Annotated in this window: 9 protein-coding genes; 6 read left to right on the forward strand and 3 right to left on the reverse strand. The window is 70.4% G+C overall.

What is annotated here, in order from left to right:
• The first annotated feature begins 691 nt into the window (after positions 1-691).
• Complete coding sequence (locus FFS08_RS22805; RefSeq protein WP_137871861.1) at positions 692-13408, forward strand: autotransporter outer membrane beta-barrel domain-containing protein; 12717 nt, start codon at positions 692-694, stop codon at positions 13406-13408.
• A gap of 143 nt (positions 13409-13551) precedes the next feature.
• On the opposite strand, the gene FFS08_RS22810 is transcribed toward FFS08_RS22805, so the two are convergent.
• The 3 genes from FFS08_RS22810 to FFS08_RS22820 all read right to left on the reverse strand — a co-directional run bounded on the left by FFS08_RS22810 (position 13552) and on the right by FFS08_RS22820 (position 17179).
• Positions 13552-13869 carry a GIY-YIG nuclease family protein gene (locus tag FFS08_RS22810; protein WP_137863025.1) on the reverse strand — a complete coding sequence of 106 codons (318 nt, stop codon included), beginning with the start codon at positions 13867-13869 and terminating at the stop codon, positions 13552-13554.
• Between the two features lie 449 nt (positions 13870-14318).
• Complete coding sequence (locus FFS08_RS22815) at positions 14319-15974, reverse strand: DUF885 family protein (RefSeq protein ID WP_137863026.1); 1656 nt, start codon at positions 15972-15974, stop codon at positions 14319-14321.
• A 35-nt stretch (positions 15975-16009) separates the two neighbouring features.
• Positions 16010-17179 carry a pyridoxal phosphate-dependent aminotransferase gene (locus FFS08_RS22820; RefSeq protein ID WP_137863027.1) on the reverse strand — a complete coding sequence of 390 codons (1170 nt, stop codon included), beginning with the start codon at positions 17177-17179 and terminating at the stop codon, positions 16010-16012.
• Between the two features lie 141 nt (positions 17180-17320).
• Here FFS08_RS22820 and FFS08_RS22825 point away from each other — a divergent pair, with 141 nt between their 5' ends.
• From FFS08_RS22825 to FFS08_RS22845, 5 genes are all read left to right on the forward strand, one after another.
• Entirely contained in the window at positions 17321-19624 is a 2304-nt protein-coding gene (locus FFS08_RS22825) for a bifunctional salicylyl-CoA 5-hydroxylase/oxidoreductase (RefSeq protein ID WP_137863028.1), read from the forward strand.
• 2 nt (positions 19625-19626) lie between these two features.
• On the forward strand, positions 19627-20388 hold the full coding sequence (locus FFS08_RS22830; RefSeq protein ID WP_137863029.1) for an SDR family NAD(P)-dependent oxidoreductase: 762 nt from the start codon (positions 19627-19629) through the stop codon (positions 20386-20388).
• On the forward strand, positions 20385-20876 hold the full coding sequence (locus FFS08_RS22835) for a MarR family winged helix-turn-helix transcriptional regulator (RefSeq protein WP_137863030.1): 492 nt from the start codon (positions 20385-20387) through the stop codon (positions 20874-20876). Before FFS08_RS22830 ends, FFS08_RS22835 begins: the two co-directional genes overlap by 4 nt.
• A complete protein-coding gene (locus FFS08_RS22840; RefSeq protein ID WP_137863031.1) occupies positions 20873-21688 on the forward strand; it encodes an enoyl-CoA hydratase family protein in 816 nt (271 codons plus the stop codon). Before FFS08_RS22835 ends, FFS08_RS22840 begins: the two co-directional genes overlap by 4 nt.
• The coding region (locus FFS08_RS22845; RefSeq protein WP_171012780.1) for an acyl-CoA dehydrogenase family protein at positions 21688-22339 on the forward strand (652 nt) is incomplete at its 3' end. The genes FFS08_RS22840 and FFS08_RS22845, both read left to right, overlap by 1 nt.

Below are 22339 nucleotides of genomic sequence, written 5' to 3' on the forward strand. Positions count from 1 at the left end.
CCGGAAGACCCTGGAACGGCTTGTCTTTATCTGAGTACCCGACGCCTAGAAGCCGTCAGAACCCAGGGCCGCCGCCCACATGTCCCTTCATCAAATCAACCATGTCAAAGAGCACGTTCCTGCTCGAAGCGGTGCTTCGAACATCCCTTGAAGGGCCCCAGTCGGCAGCACCGAAGTGCCGCAACCGATTTGTGAACGTCCCGAACCGGAGGACCGGTTGGAGCAGAGAGGCGAGCGCCTCGTTGCCGGGAGGGCGCCATCTATGTGCCCGACCGATTCCCGTCAACCCGAAAAACGCACTTTTTTCCAAATCCCGCATTTTTTTGTTCGACGGCCTGCTTCCACGCCAAGACGCCGCTTGCGGGCGCGCCCTGCAACGGACGTCGACGGCGCTTGTGCGGAGAGGAGCCCCTCCTCCCCCCTCCATCGGAGCGGATTCCGTCGAGATGAACGACCCGGCCGGGCAGCACCACAAAGCAACGACGCTTTCATGCACGACTTCGCCAGCAATGCTGGACACAAAGTAGACATATATCTCGAAGCAATTGCCCAACCCCGACCGATCTCATGCGCACCAACTGCGTGGATACGGGACAGATGCCCCCGCGGAAACCATGTCACATAAGGGTAATTAGCTGTTCATCATGATATGATCGAACCGCGACTCATTAGCTATTTCGGGGGAATTACGATGGTTCGGCGGACGGATGCGGCGCGGCTCGCGCGGCTGGCGGCGCTGGTGGATGCAACGGGCGAAGCGGTCAATGCCGACCGGCTGAGCCGCGTCCAGCGATCGGACTTCATTTCCGAGATCGGCGCGGTTCTCTCGCTGCTCGCCGATCGATCGGCGGATCTGTCGCATGCCCTTGAGCGACTGCGCGACCGCATCGCCGGCGCGGGGGCTCCGCGCCGCCCACGCCAGGCCGACCGCAAGCTGTTCGGCACCCTCGCCCGGCATTTGAAGCGCATCGGCATCCTGCTTGCGATAGGCACCGCCGCCTGGGCGACCACTGCCGCGGCCAATAGCAGCGTCTCGCGCATGGCGCTCGCCAAGGCGATGGCCGCGCCGATGCCCAATCCGCCTGCCCTGCCCGTCGTCGCGGTGGGCGACCTGGTGCACAATCCGGTCACCGATGCCGACGAACGCGTGGTCGAGGTGATCAATGCCGCGCTGGTCCGCACCGACCAGAACAACACGATCCTGCTCGCCAACACCGTCGGCCAGACCTTCACCGACACCAATACCAACATCACCTATACGGTGAGCGCGGTCCAGCTGACCGCCGGCCAGGTCACCGGCGTGACGCTCGACAAGAGCGGCGGCGGCACGGTCACCACGCCGATCGTCACCGATGTCAGCGCGGGCGTCGGCTCGGCCCCGCCGCCGCAAGGCAACGGATCGACCGGAACGACGAGTTCGGGCTTCACCTTCCCGGCCGCGGCGGGCGACGTCCATCAATATTCGAACGTCCAGCGCGGCGCGAACGGCGGCAATGGCAGCTTCGGCGCTGGCGTCCGGATCTGCATCTTCGGCGGCTGCTTCACGATCGGTGCCAATGCCTCGGCCGGCGGCGGCGGCGCCAACGGGCCGGACATCACCGCAACGGTGACCCCCGCCAACAACGGCAACATCACCACCATCTCGGACAACCTGCCCGGCATCGCGGCGATCAGCGCGGGCGGCAATGGCGGCAATGGCGGCGACGGCGCGGGCAATGTCCGCGGCGGCGCGGGCGGCGGCGCGGGCCGCGGCGGCAATGTCAGCCTGAGCTCGAGCGTGACCGTCAGCACTTCGGGCGTGCGCAGCTACGGCATCCTCGCGCAGAGCGTCGCCGGGCGCGGCGGCACGGGGGGCACCGGCTATCTCTTCTCGGGCGGCGGCGCCTCGGGCCCGGCGGCGCAGGGCGGCACCGTCACCGTCAACAATTCCGGCCAGATCCAGACCACCAACACCGGCGCGATCGGCATCCTGGCGCAGAGCCTGGGCGGCAATGCCGGCACCAGCGGCGGCAGCTACGGCATCGTCGGCAATCCGGGTTCGGGCAGCGTGGGCGGCGACGGCGGCAACGTCACCGTCGAGCATAGCGGCATCGTCCGCACCTCGGGCGTCGACGCAATCGGCATCCAGGCCCAGTCGATCGGCGGCACCGGCGGCAATGTCGGCGGGACCGGCGGGATCGCCACGTTCGGCGGCACCGCCGGCAATGGCGGCAATGGCGGCAACGCCACGATCAACGTGCGCGCCGGAGCCGAAGTCACCACCACCAAGAGCGGCGCCTATGGCGTCTTCGCCCAGTCGATCGGCGGCGGCGGCGGTTCGGCGGGCGGATCGGGCGGCCTGGTCGCCTTTGGATCGAACGGCAGCACGGCGGGCAATGGCGGCATCGCCTCGGTCCTCGTCGAGGCGGGCGCGACCGTCACTACCGGCGGCGCCAATGCGCACGGCGTGTTCGCCGAATCGGTGGGCGGCGGCGGTGGCGCGGGCGGCGCTTCGGGCGGCGCGGTCGCGGTCGGCGGCAAGGGCGGATCCGGCGGCACCGGCGGCGCGGCGAGCGCCACCATCGGCGGCACGGTCCGCACCGGCGGCGTCGATGCGCGCGGCGTGTTCGTCCAGTCCGTCGGCGGCGGCGGCGGCTCGGCCGAAGGCACCGGCGGCCTCGTCTCGATCGGCGGCAGCGGCACCGGCGGCGGCCTGGCGGGCAGCGCCGCGGCCACCATCACCGCGACCGGCAGCGTCGTCACCACGGGCAAGGGCGCCGATGCGGTGTTCGTGCAATCGGTGGGCGGCGGCGGCGGCGCCGGCTCGGGCTCGGGGGGCGTCGTCGCGCTGGGCGGCACTGGCGGCACCGGCGGGAACGGCGGCGCGGTCACGGTGGAGAATGCCGGCCTGGTCCGCACCGAAGGCGACGGCGCGCGCGGCATTTTCGCCCAGTCGGTGGGCGGCGGCGGCGGCAAGGGCGGCGACAGCGGCGGCCTGGTCACCATCGGCGGCAACGGCTCGGCGGCGAGCACCGGCGGCACGGTGACCATCACCAATACCGGCAGCGTCGACACGCTGCGCAACAATGCCGCGGCGATCTTCGCGCAATCGGTGGGCGGTGGCGGCGGCGACGGCGGCACCACCGGCGGCGTGCTCCTCACCATCGGCGGCAAGGGTGCGAGCGGCGGCAATGCCGGCCTCGTCACCGTCAATCACAGCGGCAACATCACCACCGGCGGCAATGATTCGAACGGCATCTTCGCCCAGTCGATCGGCGGCGGCGGCGGCAATGGCGGCGCGTCCGCGTCGCTGAGTGCCTTTGTCGGCGTCGCGATCGGCGGCGCCGGATCCGCGGGCGGCAATGGCGGCATCGTCGACGTCAACCTCACCCCCCGCTCGGTGATGATCGGCGGCCTGCCCACGCAGCTTGCGCCGTTCATCTCGACGGGCGGCGATCGCGCACGCGGCATCCAGCTCCAGTCGATCGGCGGCGGCGGCGGCAATGGCGGCTTCGCGGTCCAGACAACGGGCGGCTTCTTCGGCGGCGCCAGCGTGGCGATCGGTGGCAGCGGCGGCACCGGCGGTACCGGCGGACACGTCACGCTCGACGGCAATGCGGTGATCCTCACCACGGGCGACAATGCGCAGGGCATCCTCGCCCAGTCAGTGGGCGGCGGCGGCGGCGCCGGCGGCTTCACCGTCTCGGTCGCCGCCGCGGCGGGGCCGGCGCTCGGCGCCTCGATCTCGCTCGGCATCGGCGGCTCGGGCGGCACCGGCGGCAATGGCGGCCTGGTCGAAGTCCATTCCGGCGGCGCGATCCAGACCGGCGGCGACTTCTCGACCGGCCTGCTCACCCAGTCGGTCGGCGGCGGCGGCGGCAATGGCGGGTTCAACGTCTCTGCGGCGATCGCCGCGGGCGGCGGCGGCGCGGTCTCCTTCGCCGTCGGCATCGGCGGCTCGGGTGCCAATGCCGGCAATGGCGGCGTGGTCGACACCGATTTCGACGGCACGATCTCGACCGGCGGCGACGATGCCGGCGGCGCGGTGATCCAGTCGATCGGCGGCGCCGGCGGTTCGGGCGGCTTCAACGTCTCGGGCGCAGTGAGCTTCGCGGGCACCACCAGCGTCGGGGTCGCGGTGGGTATCGGCGGCTCGGGCGCCGGCGGCGGCGACGGCGGCAAGGTCACCGGCCGGATCGGCGGCAACGTCCAGACCACCGGCGACCGCGCGACCGGCGTGCTGATCCAGTCGGCCGGCGGCGGCGGCGGCAATGGCGGGTTCAACATTGCGGGCTCGATTTCGGGCAGCGGCTCCTATGCGGGCGGCATCTCCGTCGGCCTGGGCGGCGCCGGCGCGGGCGGCGGCGGCGGCGGCGACGTCACCGGCACCGCGGCGGGCACGATCTACACCTCGGGCAACCAGTCCGACGGCCTGCTCGTCCAGAGCCTGGGCGGCGGCGGCGGTTCGGGCGGCTTCAACGTCTCGGGCTCGATCGCGGGCAGCGCGACTTTCGGTGGTGGCCTTTCGGTCGGCCTGGGCGGCGCAGGCGGCACCGGCGGCAATGCCCTGCACGCCACCGGCACCGCGCTGGGCGCGGTCCATACGCTCGGCGACCAGTCGCGCGGCGTGGTGGTCCAGTCGAACGGCGGCGGCGGCGGCGTCGGCGGGTTCAACGTCTCGGGCAGCATCGGCGGCTCGGGCAGCTATGGCGCGGCAGTCAATATCGGCCTGGGCGGTTCCGGCGGCGGCGCCGGCAATGGCGGCGAAGTCGATGCGAGCGCGGTCTCGATCCTGACCGAGGGCGATCAGTCGGGCGGTTTCCTCGCGCAGAGCGCCGGCGGCGGCGGCGGCGCGGGCGGGTTCAACGTCTCGGGCGGGGTGAGCTTCGGCGGCACCGCCGCGGGCGCGCTCTCGGTCGGCCTGGGCGGCTCGGGCGGCGGCGGCGGCGACGCCATGCGCGTCGGCGCGACGGTGACCGGCAATGTCGTGACCCTTGGCAACCAATCGACCGCGATCACTGCGCAGAGTCTGGGCGGCGGCGGCGGCACCGGCGGGTTCAACGTCTCGGGCGGCATCGGCATTTCGGGCAGCATCGCCGGTGCGATCAATATCGGCATCGGCGGTTCGGGCGGCACCGGTGGCGACGCGGGCATCGTCAAGCTCGACGTGACCGGCACCACCGCAACCGCGGGCGACAAGAGCGACGGCATCCTGGCGCAGAGCGTCGGCGGCGGCGGCGGCGCGGGCGCGTTCAACGTCTCGGGCGGCATCGCGGTGGCCAAGGACGGCGCCGGGACGCTCGGCATCGGTCTGGGCGGCGCGGGCGGCGACGGCGGCGACGGCAAGGCCGTCACGCTCAACGTCAACCGGGGCGTGGCCGATACGGCCGACACGCTGGTCGCCGTCTCCACCGAAGGCGACGACGCACGCGGCATCGTCGCGCAGAGCCTGGGCGGCGGCGGCGGCAACGGCGCGTTCAACGTCACCGGCGGCATTGCCGGCTCGAAGAGCGGCGCCGGCAATATCGGCGTCGGCATCGGCGGCGCCGGCGCCACCGCAGGCAATGCCGAAGCAGTGATCGCCAACATCAACGGCGACGTCGCCACGCGGGGCGCGCGCTCCGGCGGCGCACTGATCCAGTCGGTCGGCGGCGGCGGCGGCAATGGCGGGTTCAACGTCTCCGGCGGCATCGCAGTCTCGAAGGAGCTGACCGGCAATGTGCTGGTCGGCGTCGGCGGGTTCGGCGGCGCGGGCGGCAATGCCGGCACGGTGAATGCGACCCTGACCAGCGACATCGGCACCAGGGGCGACGATTCGCTCGGCCTCACGGTGCAGAGCCTGGGCGGCAGCGGCGGCAACGGCGCGTTCAACGTCACCGGCGGGCTCAGCCTCAGCGCCGGCAACGGCAGCTCGGGCACGCTCGGCGTGGGCGTGGGCGGCTTCGGCGACAGCGGCGGCGACGCCATGGCGGTGATCGCCGCACTCACCGGCGACGTCTCGACGCTCGGCGCGCGCAGCGGCGCGATCCTGATCCAGTCGGCCGGCGGCGGCGGCGGCAATGGCGGGTTCAACGTCACCGGCAGCATCGCGCTTTCCAGCGGCGGCACCGGCACGCTTGGCGTCGGCATCGGCGGCTTTGGCGGCAATGGCGGTGATGCGGGCACGGTCGACGCAACGCTCTCCGGCAATGTCGCGACCAGCGGCGCCGAATCGGCCGGCGCGCTGATCCAGAGCCTGGGCGGCGGCGGCGGCAATGGCGGGTTCAACGTCACCGGCTCGCTCTCGATCTCCGCGAGCAACAACACCTCCATCGGCGCCGCGATCGGCATCGGCGGCTTCGGCGGCGACGGCGGCATCAGCCAGAAGGTCACCGCCAGCGTGACCGGCGACTATCGGACCCGGGGCCGCGATTCGGCCGGCGTGGTGGCGCAAAGCCTCGCGGGCGGCGGCGGCGCGGGCGGGATCAACGTCTCCGGCGCAATCGCGCTCTCCACCGGCACGGCGGGCACCGCCTCGATCGGCATCGGCGGCTTCGGCGGCGATGGCGGCACGGCCGGCGATGTCGATCTCACGCGCATCGGCGACACCGTGACCAGCGGCGCCGATTCGGACGGCGTCGTCGCGCAGAGCATCGGCGGCGGCGGCGGCCGCGGCGGCATCGACGTGGCGGGCGGCATCGCGGGCAGCACCAGCGGCAGCACGGGCTCGTTCGGCTTCGGCCTGGGCGGATTCGGCGGCGGCGGCGGCGAAGCGGGCAACGTCACCGCGCGCGTGACGGGCAATGTGCTCGCCACGGGCAATGCCGGCGTCGCCAATCATGCGCCGCTGACGATCAACTTCCTCGGCATCGACTTCACCTTCCCCGGCTATCGCACCATCGCCAACGGCTCGAACGGCGTGATCGCGCAGAGCGTGGGCGGCGGCGGCGGCCAGGGCGGCCTGAACGTCACGGGCCAGATCGCCCTCACCTCCCCCGGCTCGAGCAGCGCGAGCCGCGTCGCATCGCTCGGCATCGGCGGCTTCGGCGGCAACGGCGGCAATGCCGGCATTGTCGACCTGACGATCAAGGCGCCGGGCGCGGATCGCGTCCAGGTCGTCGCCTCGGGCGACGAGCGTTCGGCGGTGATCGCCCAGTCGCTCGGCGGCAGCGGCGGCATCGGCGGCATCAACGTCTCCGGCGGCATCTCGCTCGACGGCCAGCTCACCGCCGGGATCGGCGGCTTTGGCGGCGATGGCGGCCTGGGCCGCAAGGTGACCGCCAATGTCGATGCCGACCTGTTCGCGCAGGGCAGCAAGGCGCGCGGGCTGCTCGTCCAGTCGGTGGGCGGCGGCGGCGGCACCGGCGGCATCAATATCTCCGGCGGCATCACCGCCGATACCACCGCCACCGAACCGACGCTCGTCTTCGGCATCGGCGGCTTCGGCGGCGCGGGCAATGCCAGCGGCGACGTGATCGCCACCCAGAAGGGCCAGGTGATGGTCGACGGCTATGAGGCGGCCGGCATCATCGTCCAGTCCGTCGCCGGCGGCGGCGGCGATGGCGGGCTCAACGTCTCGGCGGCGCTCAACAATGCCGGTGCGGGCCAATCGAAGCTCACCGGCGTCGCACTCGCCGCCGGCCTGGGCGGCACCGGGGGCACCGGCGCGGATGCGGGCGACGTCACCTTCACCAGCAACGGCAATGTGCTGGTCAACACCAAGGTGACCACCGGAGCCGGCGGCGCGGTTACGCTTTCCGCGACCGACTATGTCGGCAAGGCGCCCGGCATCCTCGTTCAGTCGGTGGGCGGCGGCGGCGGCCAGGGCGGCGTCAACGGGGCCGGCGCGGTCTCGCGCCAGGGCGCGCCGATCGCGCTCGGCATCGGCGGCACCGGCGGCGCGGGCGGCAATGCCGGCGACGTGAAGGTGACGCGCGGCTATACGATGGTCGGCGGGATCGAGACCGAGACGCCGGGCCTGATCCGCACCTTTGGCGACGAATCGAACGGCATGACCGTCCAGTCGATCGGCGGCGGCGGCGGCAATGCCGGGTTCAACCTGGTGCTGGACGTGACGCTGGCACCGGCGGGCAACAGCCCGTTCGCGGCGGTGGTCAATGTCGGCGGCGCGGGCGGCGATGCGGGCGCGGGCGGCGACGTCACGCTGCGGCACCGCGGCGACATCGGCACCAGCGGCGCGCTGAGCGACGGCATCCTCGCCCAGTCGATCAGCAAGGGCGGCGGCAACGGCACGTTCAACCTGGCCGGCGGCTATACGCGCGACGCCAACCAGCTCAACCTGAGCATCGGCGGGCGCGGCGGCATCGGCGGCGAGGCGGGCGATGTCACGGTCAGCCATGACGGGGCGATCGTTACTACCGGCGAGCGCTCGATCGGCATCCATGCCCAGTCGATCGGCGGCGGCGGCGGCAATGCCTCGTTCGATTTCGGCCTGGTCCCGGGCGCCAAGAACCAGTTCGCGCTGAGCCTCGGCCAGTCGGGCGGCACCGGCGGCACCGGCGGCGCGGTATCGGTGAACGCCGAAGGCGCGATCGACACCAGCGGCGGCTATTCCTCGGCGATCTTCGCCCAGTCGGTGGGCGGCGGCGGCGGCAACAGCGGCTCGTTCAAGATCGGCGGCACGGTCGGCACCGGCAGCGGCACCTCGGCGCAGAGCTTCGCGGGCAGCGTCGGCGTGGGCCTGGACGGCGGCGTCGGCGCGACCGGCGGCGCGGTCTCCGTCGTCAACGCGGCGAACCTCACCACGCGCGGCGTCGAATCGCGCGGCATCTGGGCACAGAGCATCGGCGGCTCGGGCGGCGCGGGCGGCAGCGGCACCGGCGTGATGGTCAACACCACGGCGGCGCTCACCGTCGCGGTGGGCGGCACCGGCGGTGTCGGCTCGAAGAGCTCCACGGTCGATGTCGGCAACAGCGCGCGGATCGTCACGGGCGGCGGCGATTCGGACGGCATCCTGGCGCAGTCGATCGGCGGCGGCGGCGGCACGGGCGGCTTTGCGGCCAGCGTCGCGCTGCAATACAAGGGCAGCGGCAACACCTCCAACACCATGGGCATCGCAGTGGGCGGCTCCGGCGGCACCGCGGGCGTGGGCGACAAGGTGACGGTGACCAACACCGGCGTGATCGCCACCACCGGCGCGCGCTCCTTCGGCATCCGCGCCCAGTCGATCGGCGGCGGCGGCGGCATCGGCGGCGCGGTCATCGACTTCCGCGCCCAGGGCAAGAGCGCCAACAACTCGATCAACGTCAATGTCGGCGGCACCGGCGGCACGGGCGAGAAGGCGGGCGACGTCGCGGTCACCAACGAGGGCCTGATCTGGACCAAGGGCGAGGATGCCGCGGGCATCAGCGCCAATTCGATCGGCGGCGGCGGCGGCGATGCGGGCCTGGTGCTCCAGCTCGCGGTCGGCGCCACCGGCGCGGACAAACAGACGCACAGCGCCCGAGTCACCATCGGCGGCAATGGCGGCAGCGGCGGCGCGGGCGGCAAGGTCACCGTGGTCAACCGCGACACCGGCGGCACCAATTCGGGCGACATCCTCACCGAGGGCAAGGGCGCCTATGGCATCTTCGCCCAGTCGCTGGGCGGCGGCGGCGGCAACAGCTCGACCATCCTGGCGCTGACCGGCGTCTCCTCCGGCAAGGACAGCGTCGCCTTCGGGTTCAATTTCGGCGCGGTCGGCGGCAGCGGCAATATCGGCGGCGTGGTCGACGTGACCAATGCCGGCACGATCGAGACCAAGGGCGCCGGCGCACATGGCATCCTGGCGCAGTCGATCGGCGGCGGCGGCGGCAATGGCGGCATGGCGCTCACCGGCAGCCTGCTGATCGGCGCCCCCACTTCGGCCCCGCTGATCGCGATCGGCGGCGTGGGCGGCAATGGCGGCGACGGCGGCGCCGTGACCGTCACCAACAGCGGCTCCATCCTGACCCGCGGCGCCAAGGCCAATGGCATCGTCGCGCAGAGCATCGGCGGCGGCGGCGGCAATGCGGGCCTGGGCGCGGCGCTCACGCCCGAGCCCGCCAGCCTCACCCTGTCCAACACGATCGCGCTGATCGTCGGCCTCACCGGCGGCGGCACGGGCGGCATCGGCGGTGCGGTCACGGTCAACCAGACCGGCGACATCACCGTGCTCGGCGCCGGCTCGCAGGCGATCGTCGCCGAGAGCATCAATGGCGGCGGCGGCACGCTGGGCTTCGACTTCAGCGGCATCACCGGCCTGCCCGGCCTGCCCGTGGTCGGGCCCCATGGCAACACCGAGCGGCCCAACCCGCTGCTCGTCGCCCGCGCGGGCGCAGACGGCGCTTCCGGCATGAACGCCGGCAAGGTGACGGTGAACTCGAACGGCACGATTGGCGCGGCCGGGCGCAACGGCGTCGGCATCAGCAACCAGGCGATCGGGGGCGGCGGCGGCACGATCGACATCGACCTCGCCATCGTCGCGCTCCACGACGCGACGGTCACCGATCCCCAGGCGCCGGTGCACGTCGACCTGACGCTGGGCGGCCTGGGCGGCGCCGACAATGACGGCGGCGACATCACCGGCAGCCATTCGGGCGGCGTCACTACCAATGGCGACGGCGCGGCGGGCACGCTGACCCAGACGATCGGCGGCGGCGGCGGCCGCGGGATCATCGACGTCACCGCCGAGCTGGCTTCCTTCTTCGCGGGCGCCTCGGTCACGCTGGGCGCCGACGGCACAACCGGCTCCTCGGGCGGCGCGATCCAGCGCAGCATGACCGGCGCGATCACGACCACCGGCAAGTACGCGCCGGGCGCGATCGTCCAGTCGATCGGCGGCGGCGGCGGCTCCGCGATCGTCGAGATCGCGATCGGCGCGGGCGCCGTGTCGAGCACGCCGGCCGTGCTGAACCTCGATACCGCACCCGGCACGGGCACCGCCGTGACGGCGGGTCTCTCCAGCGAAGGCCAGCGCGGCCTGGCCTATTGGCTGGCGGGCGCTGGCGCCGATCCGCTGGCGGTCGCGCCGCCGCCGGTCCCGGCGACCAGCGTGACGCTCGGCGCCAATGGCGGCGTGGGGCTCGACGGCGGCACCGTCGCCCTCATCTATTCGGGCGGCTTCGCCACGATCGGCGACTATTCGCCCGCGCTCGTCGTCCAGTCGATCGGCGCAGGCGGCGGCGAGGTGCGCCTCACCGGCGGCAGCGCGAACGTCACGCTCGGCGGCAGCGGCGGCGCGAGCGGCAATGGCGGCAGCGTCACCGTGTCGAACAACGGCGCCGTCCAGACCGCCGGCAACCATGCGCACGGCGTGTTCCTTCAGTCGATCGGCGGCGGCGGCGGCGCGGTGCTGGGCGCCGTGGATTCCGCCAGCGTGACACTGAGCCCGGGCAACACGGGCAATGGCGGCGCGATCCGCTTCGACCAGAGCGGCAACATCGCGGTGCTCGGCGCCAATTCGATCGGCGTGGTCGCGCAGTCGCTCGGCGGCGGCGGCGGCTGGGTCGAGGGGATCTTCGCCGGCAACGGCGCCGGATCGGGTGCCGGCGGCGCGATCGCCCTGCGCATCTCGGGATCGGTCTATGCGGCAGGGCTCAACTCCACCGGCATCTTCGCCCAGAGCCAGGGCAGCACCGGCGCAGGCAACATCCTGGTCACCGCCAACAACATGGTGCGCGGCGGCACCGGCACCGGCGCGGGCATCCGCCTGGCCGGCGGCACGGCCAACCTGATCCAGCTCACCGCGGGCTCGATCAGCGCCGTCTCCGGCCTCGCGATCGATACCGGCGCGGGCAATGACCGCGTCGAGAACAGCGGCACGATCATCGGCAATGTCGACCTGGGCAGCGGCGCCAACGCGCTGGTCAACAACGCCGGCGGCACCTTCATCGCTTTCAGCCGGATCGACTTGCGCGATGGCCCCGGCTCGAGCGGCAGCTTCGCCAATGCGGGCGACTTCCAGATGGGCCTGGCCGCCAGCCGCATGCCGATCGACCTGCTGCACGGCGCCACCTTCGCCAATCTGGACGGCGTCGGCACGCCGGCGACCAACCTGCTCTACGGCGCCCGCGTCATCAACACGGTCGACCTCGACGGCGACTTCACCCAGAGCGCGACCGGCCATCTGGCGTTCGACATCGCCTTCGGGCCCTATGCCTCGGACCGAGTCAATGTGAGCGGCAACACCAGCGTGGCCGGCACCGGCGACGTGATCCTCACCTGGATGCAGGACAAGAACCCGGTGACGCTGTTCGCCACGGCGGGCACCGCAACCAACAACGGGCTCAATATCCGCGACACGCTGGCGGTCGACTATCGCATATTGGCGAACAGCGCCGGCATCCAGCTCGCCTTCGACACCAATTTCGGCCAGCCGTTCCTCAACGGCAACGAGCGCGCGCTCGGCGCCTATATGGACCGGGCAGTGACGGCGGGCAGCTCGGCGGGGATCGGCCGCCTGCTCGCCCTGCTGGGCAACATCCAGGCCGGCGGCGAAGCGCAATATCGCGCGATCTTCGACCAGCTCAATCCCGAGCCCTATCTGATCGCCTCGCTCACCCAGTTCGGCGCGGCGCGTGACTTCTCGTCCAACCTGTTCGGCTGCGGCACGCTCGCCGGCCCGGCAGGCGATGGCTGCGTGTGGAGCCAGGCCGGCGGCCATGTCTTCAAGCGCACCGGCAGCAGCGAATATGCCAGTGTCCGCGGCGACACCGACGGCCGCTTCCGCGCCGGCTTCGAAAAGCCGCTGGGCGGCGACTGGATGATCGGCGGCGCGATCGGCTATGACAGCCTCGGCAATGCCAGGATCGACGGGCTGCGGGCCAATTCTGACGGCGACGGCGTGCATGCCGGCATCGGCGCGCGCTATGCCGGAGCAAGCGGCGCGCAGTTCGCGGCTTCGGTGAGCGGCGGCTGGCAATGGACCGAGCTGCGCCGCGGCGTGAACATCTTCGATCCGCGCCAGGGCATCGGCAATCAGGGCACCGGCTATCTCCAGGGCAGCGCCGAAGCGGCCTGGGTGCTCGGCCAAGGCATGGTGTTCGCGCGGCCGGCGGTGCGCGGCTATGTCACGGCGCTGCGCCAGGGCGGGTTCGCGGAGCGCGGGCTCGAGGGCCTGGGCGTCCAGAGCCTGGCGCATACCCAGTGGATCGGCACCGTCGCGCCCGAGCTCAGCCTGGGCGTGCGCCTGGCCGGCAGCGGCCCGACCAGCGCAACCTTCGCGATCACCGGCGGCGGCGTGTTCCACACTACCGACCGGATCGAGGCGCCGTTCCGCCTGCTCGGCGGCAACGCCGCGGCCGCGCCGGCGATGATCACGACGCTGATGGATCGCCGGGCCGCGCATGTCGGCGCGGAACTGCGAGTGGTCGGCAACGAGAATCTCTCGCTGCGGCTCGGCTATGACGGCGAGTTCGGCAAACGCACCAAGGACCATCGCGCCAGCCTGAGCGCGCGCATCCGCTTCTGATCGCGGGGTGTCCAGGGCATGGGGCGGGCCCTGGGCAGCCTGTCGATTGGGGGGCTCATATTCTCCCTCGTCACCCGAGCCTGCGCGGGGATGACGGGGAGGCGGTGGGGTGATGGATAATTCACCGGGAACAGGACACGGGACTATTCGTCAACGTCCTCAAGTGGATCGAAGCCCCAGTCCTCGGCGAGGTCGCGCCAAGTCGGGTTGTTCTCCTCGACCAGCCTGATCTTCCAGTCGCGATTCCACTTCTTGATCTGCTTCTCGCGGATGATCGCGGATTCCATTTCTTCATGGATCTCGAACCAGGCGAGACGCTTGCAGCCATGTCTCTTGGTGAATACCTCAAGCATGCCGGTGCGATGCTGGTAGATGCGGCCCGGCAGGTCTGAGGTGACGCCGGTGTAAAGCGTGCCGATGCGCTTGCTTGCAACAATGTAGACGGCCGGGATGCGATCCATTGGTATCGGCTAGCGTCGGGCGGATGTCGAAGCTTGGACGCATTCGCCATATCGCGCCCAAGCCAACCTCGCTTTCCTCCCTGCGTCCCGGCTTCCCCGTCACCTCACCGCCCTTCCCATCATCCCCGCCTTTCCTGTCATCCCACCGCCTCTTCCGTCATCCCCGCGAAGGCGGGGATCCAGGGCCAGGAGCAATGGTCGCGCGGCTGGGTTTGCCGTCTCCGGCGAGCCCGCGCGCGATTGCTTCGATTGTCCCGGATTACCCTGGATCCCCGCCTTCGCGGGGATGACGGGAAGGGCGGGGATGACGGAGGAGGCGGTGGGATGACGGGAAAGGCGGTGGGGTAACGGAGAGGCGGCGGGAATGACGAGGCGGCGCCCGGACGACGAAAGAAATCGGGGCAACGAGCAAGCCAGGGCCCGGGTGCCTCCCCACTCCCGCACGATCCCTATCGCAGGGCGCGGATCTCGTCGTCCCGGCCCGTCATCTCCCAGCGGATCAGCGAGATCGGGATCGAACCCGCCGCGCGGAAGCGATCGTGGAACGCCTTGATGTCGAACTTGTCGCCTTCCTGCATCGCCACATCGGCGAGCAGCTTCTCCAGTTCCACCTTGCCCATGTAATAGCCGATGCCATAGCCGGGCTGACGCAGGTACAGCTCGATGTCGAACTGCGCGACGGCATCGCCCGGCCGCATCCATTTCGGCGTGCGCGAGACCAGCGACGCATTGGCCTGTTTCCAGGTCCATTCGTTCGCCTGCATCTTCAGCTCGGGCAGAATGCGCGCAGCGCGCTTGGCGCCCAGGATATAGTCGATCTCGCGCGCCTTGGGCCGGTCCTCCAGCATGCCCGACTGGATCAGGAACTCCTCGAGATAGAAGGCCCAGCCTTCGTTGCGCAGTCCGTTGACAAAGAACAGCCGCGGCTGCCCGCGTACCGGGCGCGTGTCGCGCGCCGCCTGGAGCGCGTCAAAGGCATGGCCGGGCAAATTGTGTGCGCGCAGCGGCCGGCCGTCGCGGAATTCGGCCTGGAAGAAGAAATGGAGATGCTGCGGCGGATCGAACAGCCCCGGCCTGGACGGATCCTTCTCGAAGGGGAACTCGTACGGCCCCTCCTCCGGGTCATGCTTCACATAGTCCGGGATCGTCACCCATTGGCCGTCACGCAGGAATTTGAGCAGGTCCTCATCCTCCTGCTTGCGCTTGGCATCGAACTCGGCGCGGGTCTTGACCGGCTCGGGCATCGGGATCGCGCGGTCGCGATGCTCCTCGATCTTCAAAAAGGCGAGCTGGCGCTGATATTCGCGCTCGCCGATCACCCGGATCTCCTCCGGCGTATAGGGCAGCAGCAGCACATGCTTGATATACCAGGCATAATTCTCCGCTCCCACGCCGCCATGCGCGGGAAGCCCTGCCTCGATGCTCTCCAGCCACGCCTTGAACGCCGCGGCCGCCGCCTGGGCGCGCTTCGCCGGCGCGGCCAGCGACGGCTGGCGCTTCGCCGCCTCCGCAGCCAGCGCGCCATAGACGTTCACTTCCACCTGCTTCTGCACGATCGCCAGCCGGGCAAGGTCGCCGCGCGCATCGGTGAGGTTCGCCCGTGCCTGGCGCAGCGCCTCGGGCACCCCGTCGAGCCGGGCGCCCAGTGCCGCCGCCTCGTCCTTCGCGATCGGCAGCCCGGGGATCGCGATGGCGCCGTGCATCTTGGGGCCGAAGCCGAGATTGGTGGTGCTGTAGAAGGCCGGATCGCGCTTCCAGGGCTGCATCACCCGATGCTGGAACTCCAGCCCGCGCATCTCGGCGAGCACCACCATGTAATCGACGCGCTGCGGGATCGGCCATGCGCTGTCGTCGATCGCCGCCAGCCGCGCCTCGAAGCGCTGGAGCCCGGCATAGTGGCGCGCCATCGCTTCGGGCGAATAATCGGGCACGCCCTTCACCATCGGCGGCGGCACGAAGGCGCGGAACTCCTGGTAGAGCGCGAGCAGCGTGTCATAGCCCTGCGGGGCCGCCGCCTCGGCCTGGGCGCAGGCGGGCCCGGCCAGCAGGATGGGAAGCGCCGGCAGGGCCAGCAAGGCGGCGGCAAGACCCAGACGCTTCTTCATCCTCTTCTCTCCCCAAATTCCATGGCTCGACGTGCTCAAAGCGCGTTGAAGAACCGCCCCAGCCGCTCCATCGCCTCGGCCACCCGCGCCTCGGATTCCGATCCGAAGCAGACGCGCAGATGCCCCTCTCCGCCCGGCCCGTAGAAGCTGCCGGATTCGACCACGACATGCGCTTGCCTGAGGATCGCCATGGCAAGATCCTGCGAGGAACGGCCGGTGCCGCGGATATCCGGAAAGGCATAGATCGTCCCTTCCGGCTCGGCGCAGGTGACGCCGGGCATCTGGTTGAGCGCCTGGACGACGATGTCACGTTTGCGGCGATCGGCCTCGACCATCGCCAGCATCGCGTCCTGCGGCCCCTCCACGGCGGCGCGGGCGCCTTCCTGGATGAAGACGTTGACATGCGTCACGTCGGTCATGGTGATGCGCAGGATCGCGGGCATCAGCTTCGCATCGGCGGTCAGATAGCCGATCCGCCAGCCGTCCATCGAATAGGCCTTGGTGAAGGCGAAGCAGGTGATCGTCCGCTCGCGCATGCCGGGCAGGCTGGCGATGCTGACATGCTCGGCCTTGCCATAGGTGATATACTCATAGACTTCGTCCGACAGCACCAGCAGGTCGTGCTCGATCGCCAGGTCGGCGACGTGCTGCAGCTCCGCGCGGCTATAGACGCGGCCGGTGGGATTGGCCGGGTTGACCAGCACGATCATCCGGGTGCGATCGGTGATCCTGGCGGCGATCTTCTCCTTCGAGATCGCGAAATTGTCCGCCTTGTCGAGCTCGGCGATCACCACCTTGCCGCCGGCCAGCTCGGTCTTGCCGATATGCTGGGGGTAATAGGGATCGAGCAGGATCACTTCGTCGCCCGGATCGATCGCGGCCATGAAGGCGGCGAACGAGGCATGGGTGAGCCCGTTGCACACCAGGATCTCGTCCACGCCATAGTTCAGGCCGTTGAACGCCGCGAGCTTCCCCGCCAGCGCCTGACGGAAGGAGAGCGTGCCGCGGAAATCGCCATAATGGACGATGCCCGCATCGAGCGCCGCCTTGGCCGCTTCCTTGATGTGCAGCGGCGTGTCCGCGTGCGGCCGGCCGAACTCGAGATGGATCAGGTCCACCCCCGCCGCATCCAGCTTCGACGCTTCGTCATACATGCCGAAGCTCTTCTTCGATCCGCCCGTCAGGCGCTGTGCCGGCCACTTCATCCCTAGACCTCCCACGACTCCAATACCCGTGATTAATTGCGTGATATATGATATTTCAAGCTTGAAATTTCAGGCTTGAAGCATCTACGTTCCGGGCGTTAGATTGAGACGGACTGGAGTCGCCGCGATGGAGTCGGGTCAATGAAGATCGCATGTGTGGGCGGCGGCCCGGCGGGCCTCTATTTCGCCATCTCGATGAAGGTGCGCGACAGCGCCCACGAGATCCATGTGTTCGAGCGCAACCGCCCCGACGACACGTTCGGCTGGGGCGTGGTCTTCTCCGACCAGACGGTCGAGAATCTGATGGCCAACGATCCGGTGAGCGGCGAGACGATCCGCCGCGAGTTCGCCCATTGGGACGATATCGACGTGCACATCCATGGCGAGTGCATCCGTTCCTCGGGGCACGGCTTTATCGGCATCGGCCGCAAGCGGCTGCTGGCGATCCTGCAGGCGCGCGCCCGCGAACTGGGCGTGCAGCTCCATTTCGAGCATGAGGCGAGCCCCGATCCGGCCGAATGGGCGGATTACGACCTCGTCATCGCCGCCGACGGCGCCAACAGCCGCATCCGGGGGGCGCATGCCGACCGGTTCGACGTCGACATCCAGGTGCGCCGGAACAAGTTCTTCTGGTTCGGCACCAGCAAGGTGTTCGACGCCTTCACCTTCGCCTTCGAGGAGACCCGGGCGGGCTGGGTCTGGGCGCACGCCTATCGCTTCGACGACGATCTATCGACCTTCATCGTCGAGATGGATCCGCGGACCTGGCACGAGCTGGGCCTCGACGCGATGGACCAGCCCGAAGCGATATCGCTGTGCGAGCGGATCTTCGCGAAGCAGCTGGGCGGCCATGGCCTGATGTCCAACGCCACCCACCTGCCCGGCCCCCAGGCCTGGCTGAACTTCCGCCGGATCGTCACCGGCCGCTGGTCGCACGACAAGTTCGTCCTGCTCGGCGACGCGGCGCACACCGCGCATTTCTCGATCGGATCGGGCACCAAGCTGGCGCTGGAGGATGCGATCAAGCTGGCCGAGGTGCTCAACCGTCCGGGGCTCGGCCGCGCCCAGGCGCTGGAGGAATATCAGGCCGAGCGCAATGTCGAGGTGCTCAAGCTGCAGAACAGCGCGCGCAACTCGACGGAGTGGTTCGAGACGCTCGACCGCTATCTGCCCTTCGCGCCGATCCAGTTTGCCTATTCGCTGCTCACGCGCTCGCAGCGGGTGAGCCACGAAAATCTCCGCCTGCGCGATCGAGAGTGGCTGGAAGGCGTCGAGAGCTGGTTCCAGTCGCAGTCGCCGGGCGGGAAGCGCGACGAACCGGTCCCGCCGATGTTCGCGCCGTACAGATTGCGCGAGATGCCGCTGGCGAACCGCATCGTGGTTTCGCCCATGGCCATGTATTCCGCCGTCGACGGCACCCCGAACGACTTCCACCTGGTCCATTACGGTGCCCGCGCCCAGGGCGGCGCGGGGCTGGTCTATACCGAGATGACCTGCGTCTCGCCCGAGGGCCGGATCACCCCCGGCTGCCCCGGCATGTACGTGCCCGAGCATGTGGCGGCCTGGCGGCGGATCACCGATTTCGTCCATGCGAACAGCGGGGCGAAGATCTGCCTCCAGCTCGGCCATTCGGGCGCCAAGGGCTCCACGAAGATCGGCTGGGAGGGAATGGACGCGCCGCTGGACGACGGCAACTGGCCGCTTATCGCCGCGTCCGACGTGCCGTGGAGCGCGAACAACCCCACACCGCGCCCGATGACCCGTGCGGACATGGACTTGGTGCGCGACCAGTTCGTCGCCGCCGCGCGCATGGCGGCGGAGGCCGGCTTCGACATGGTCGAGCTGCACGCCGCGCATGGCTATCTGCTGTCCAGCTTCATCACGCCGCTCCAGAACACCCGCACCGACGGCTATGGCGGCAGCCTGGAGAATCGCCTGTGCTATCCGCTGGAAGTGTTCGCGGCGATGCGCGCCGTCTGGCCCGCCGAGCGGCCGATGTCCGTCCGCATCTCGGCGACCGACTGGATGGGCGACCGGGGCGTCACCCCCGACGAGGCGGTGGCGATCGCCCGCGCCTTCGACGAAGCGGGCGCGGACCTGATCGACGTCTCGGCCGGCCAGACCTGGGCCGAGTGCCGCCCGGTCTATGGCCGCATGTTCCAGACGCCCTTTGCCGACCAGATCCGTAACGAAGCGCGCGTCTCGACCATGGCGGTGGGCAACATCTTCGAGACCGACCATGCCAATTCGATCCTGGCGGCCGGCCGGGCCGACCTGGTCGCGATCGGCCGGCCGCACCTGATCGATCCGATGTGGACGCTGCGCGCCGCCGCCCAGCACGGCTATCGCGGCGTGCGTGTGCCGCCGCAATATCTGGGCGGGATGAGCCAGCTCGCCCGCAACCTGCAACGCGCCGCCGAAGCCGGCGCGGTGCTGCGGAGCTGAGCATGCGCCTGAACCACATCCATGCGGTCGTCACCGGCGGCGGATCGGGCATCGGCGCGGCCATCGCCCGCGCGCTCGCCGCGGAAGGCGCACGGTTGACGCTGATCGGGCGCCGGCTGGAGCCGCTGGAAACCGTCGCCGCGACCATTCCCGGCGCAATCACCGTCCCCGCCAACGTCATCGACCGCGCATCGGTCGATGCCGCCTTCCAGGTCGCCCGCGCCGCGCACGGCCCGATCGGAATCCTGGTCAACAATGCCGGCATCGCCGCCAGCGCGCCCTTCGCCAAGGTGACCGCCGATGCGTGGCGCGAGACCCTGGCGACCAATCTCGACGCGCTGTTCCATTGCTGCCAGGCGGCGCTGCCCGACCTGCTCGCCGTGCCCGCCGGGCGGATCGTCACCGTGGCATCGACCGCGGGGCTGAAAGGCTATGGCTATACCGCGCCCTATGTCGCCTCCAAGCACGGCGCGATCGGGCTGATGCGCGCACTCGCCGCCGAGTTCGCCGCGACGCCGCTAACCGCCAATGCGCTCTGCCCCGGCTTTACCGACACCGATATCGTCGCCCGGGCGATCGAGACGATCGCGGGCCGCACCGGACGCAGCCGGGCCGAGGCACTGGCCGAGCTCACGCGCCACAATCCCCAGAAGCGGCTGGTCACGCCCGAGGAAGTCGCGGCGGCGGCGGTCTGGCTCTGCCTGCCCGCCAGCGGATCGGTGACCGGCCAGGCCATCCCGATCGCCGGCGGAGAAGTGACATGAGCCGCCCCGCCCCCTTGCGCGAGAAGCATGACGGCGCGCTCGACGATCGCGGCAGCGTGCGGCTGTGGCTGCGGCTGCTCACCTGCACCACGGTGATCGAGAAGCGCCTGAAGCGCGGCTTTGCCGACAGATACGACATCACCCTGCCCCGCTTCGACGTGATGGCGGCGCTGGACCGGCATCCAGAGGGGATGACGATGGGCCAATTGTCCCAGGCGCTGCTCGTCTCGAACGGCAACGTCACCGGCGTCGTCCAGGTGCTGGCGCGCGATCGCTATGTGAGCCTGGCGCCCTCGCCCACCGACGGCCGCTCCTCGATCGTGCGCCTGACCCAGCTCGGGCGCGAATGTTTCGCCACGCTGGCCGTGGCGCATCACGCATGGATCGACACGATGCTCGCGGGGATGAACCGCGAGGAGCGGAGCCAGCTCCACGCATTGCTGGGCGTGCTCAAGGATTCGCTCGCCGCCGATGGAGGGAAGGAATGACGATGGACCCTACCAGCTTCGCGCCGGTACATTTCGGCTGGCATTTCGCCGAGGGAGTGGCGACGGTCACGCTCGACCGGCCCGAGCGGAAGAACCCGCTTACCTTCGAAAGCTATGCCGAGCTGCGCGATACCTTCCGCGCGCTCGTCTATGCGCCGCAGGTCAAGGCAGTGGTGGTCACCGGCGCGGGGGGCAATTTCTCCTCGGGCGGCGACGTCCACGAGATCATCGGGCCGCTGACCGGGATGGCCATGCCCGAGCTGCTCGCCTTCACGCGCATGACCGGCGACCTGGTCAAGGCGATGCGCGCCTGCCCCCAGCCGATCGTCGCGGCGATCGACGGCATCTGCGTCGGCGCAGGGGCGATCATGGCAATGGCATCGGACCTGCGCCTCGCCACGCCCGCCGCGAAGACCGCCTTTCTCTTCACCCGCGTCGGCCTGGCGGGCTGCGACATGGGCGCCTGCGCGATCCTGCCGCGGATCATCGGCCAGGGCCGTGCCTCCGACCTGCTCTATACCGGGCGGATGATGTCCGCCGAGGAAGGCGAGCGCTGGGGATTCCACAACCGGCTGGTGGCAGCGGATGCGCTGCTCGATGAGGCCCAGGCGCTGGCCCGGACCATCGCCGCGGGCCCCAATTTCGCGCACGGCATCACCAAGACCCAGCTCAACACCGAATGGGCAGTGAGCGTGGAAACCGCGATCGAGATGGAGGCGCAGGCCCAGGCGATCTGCATGGCGACCGGGGACTTCCGCCGCGCCTTCGAAGCGTTCGCGGACAAGCGCACGCCAGTGTTCGAGGGCAACTGATGGCCGACCGCAGCTTCCTCGACTGGCCCTTCCTCGACGACGGGCACCGCAGGCTCGCCGACGCGCTCGAGGCCTGGTGCGTCGCCAATCTCTCCGGCCATCACGGCCCCGATGTCGACGCCGAATGCCGGCGGCTGGTCCGCGCGCTCGGCGAGGGCGGCTGGCTGCGCTATTGCGTGCCGGCGGCGTGGGGCGGCGTCCACGACACGCTCGACATCCGCTCGCTGGCGCTGATCCGCGAAACGCTGGCGCGCCATTCGGGGCTGGCCGACTTCGCCTTCGCGATGCAGGGGCTGGGATCGGGCACGATCTCGCTGTTCGGCACCGAGGCGCAGAAGGCCGCCTATCTCCCCGCCGTGGCGCGCGGCGAGAAGATCGCCGCCTTCGCGCTCACCGAGCCCGGTTCCGGCTCCGATGTCGCCTCGATGGAGACCAGCGCCGCGACCAGCGGCAATGGCTGGCGGGTCAACGGCGCCAAGACCTATATCTCGAACGGCGGCATCGCGGATTACTATGTGCTGTTCGCCCGCACGGGAGAGGCGCCGGGCGCCAGGGGCATCTCCGCCTTCATCGTCGATGCCCGCACGGCGGGCCTGCGCGTCACCGAGCGGATCGAAGTGATCGCGCCCCACCCGCTCGCCACCCTCGAAT

Source organism: Sphingomonas sp. 1F27F7B (assembly GCF_005503355.1).
Taxonomy (GTDB): domain Bacteria; phylum Pseudomonadota; class Alphaproteobacteria; order Sphingomonadales; family Sphingomonadaceae; genus Sphingomonas.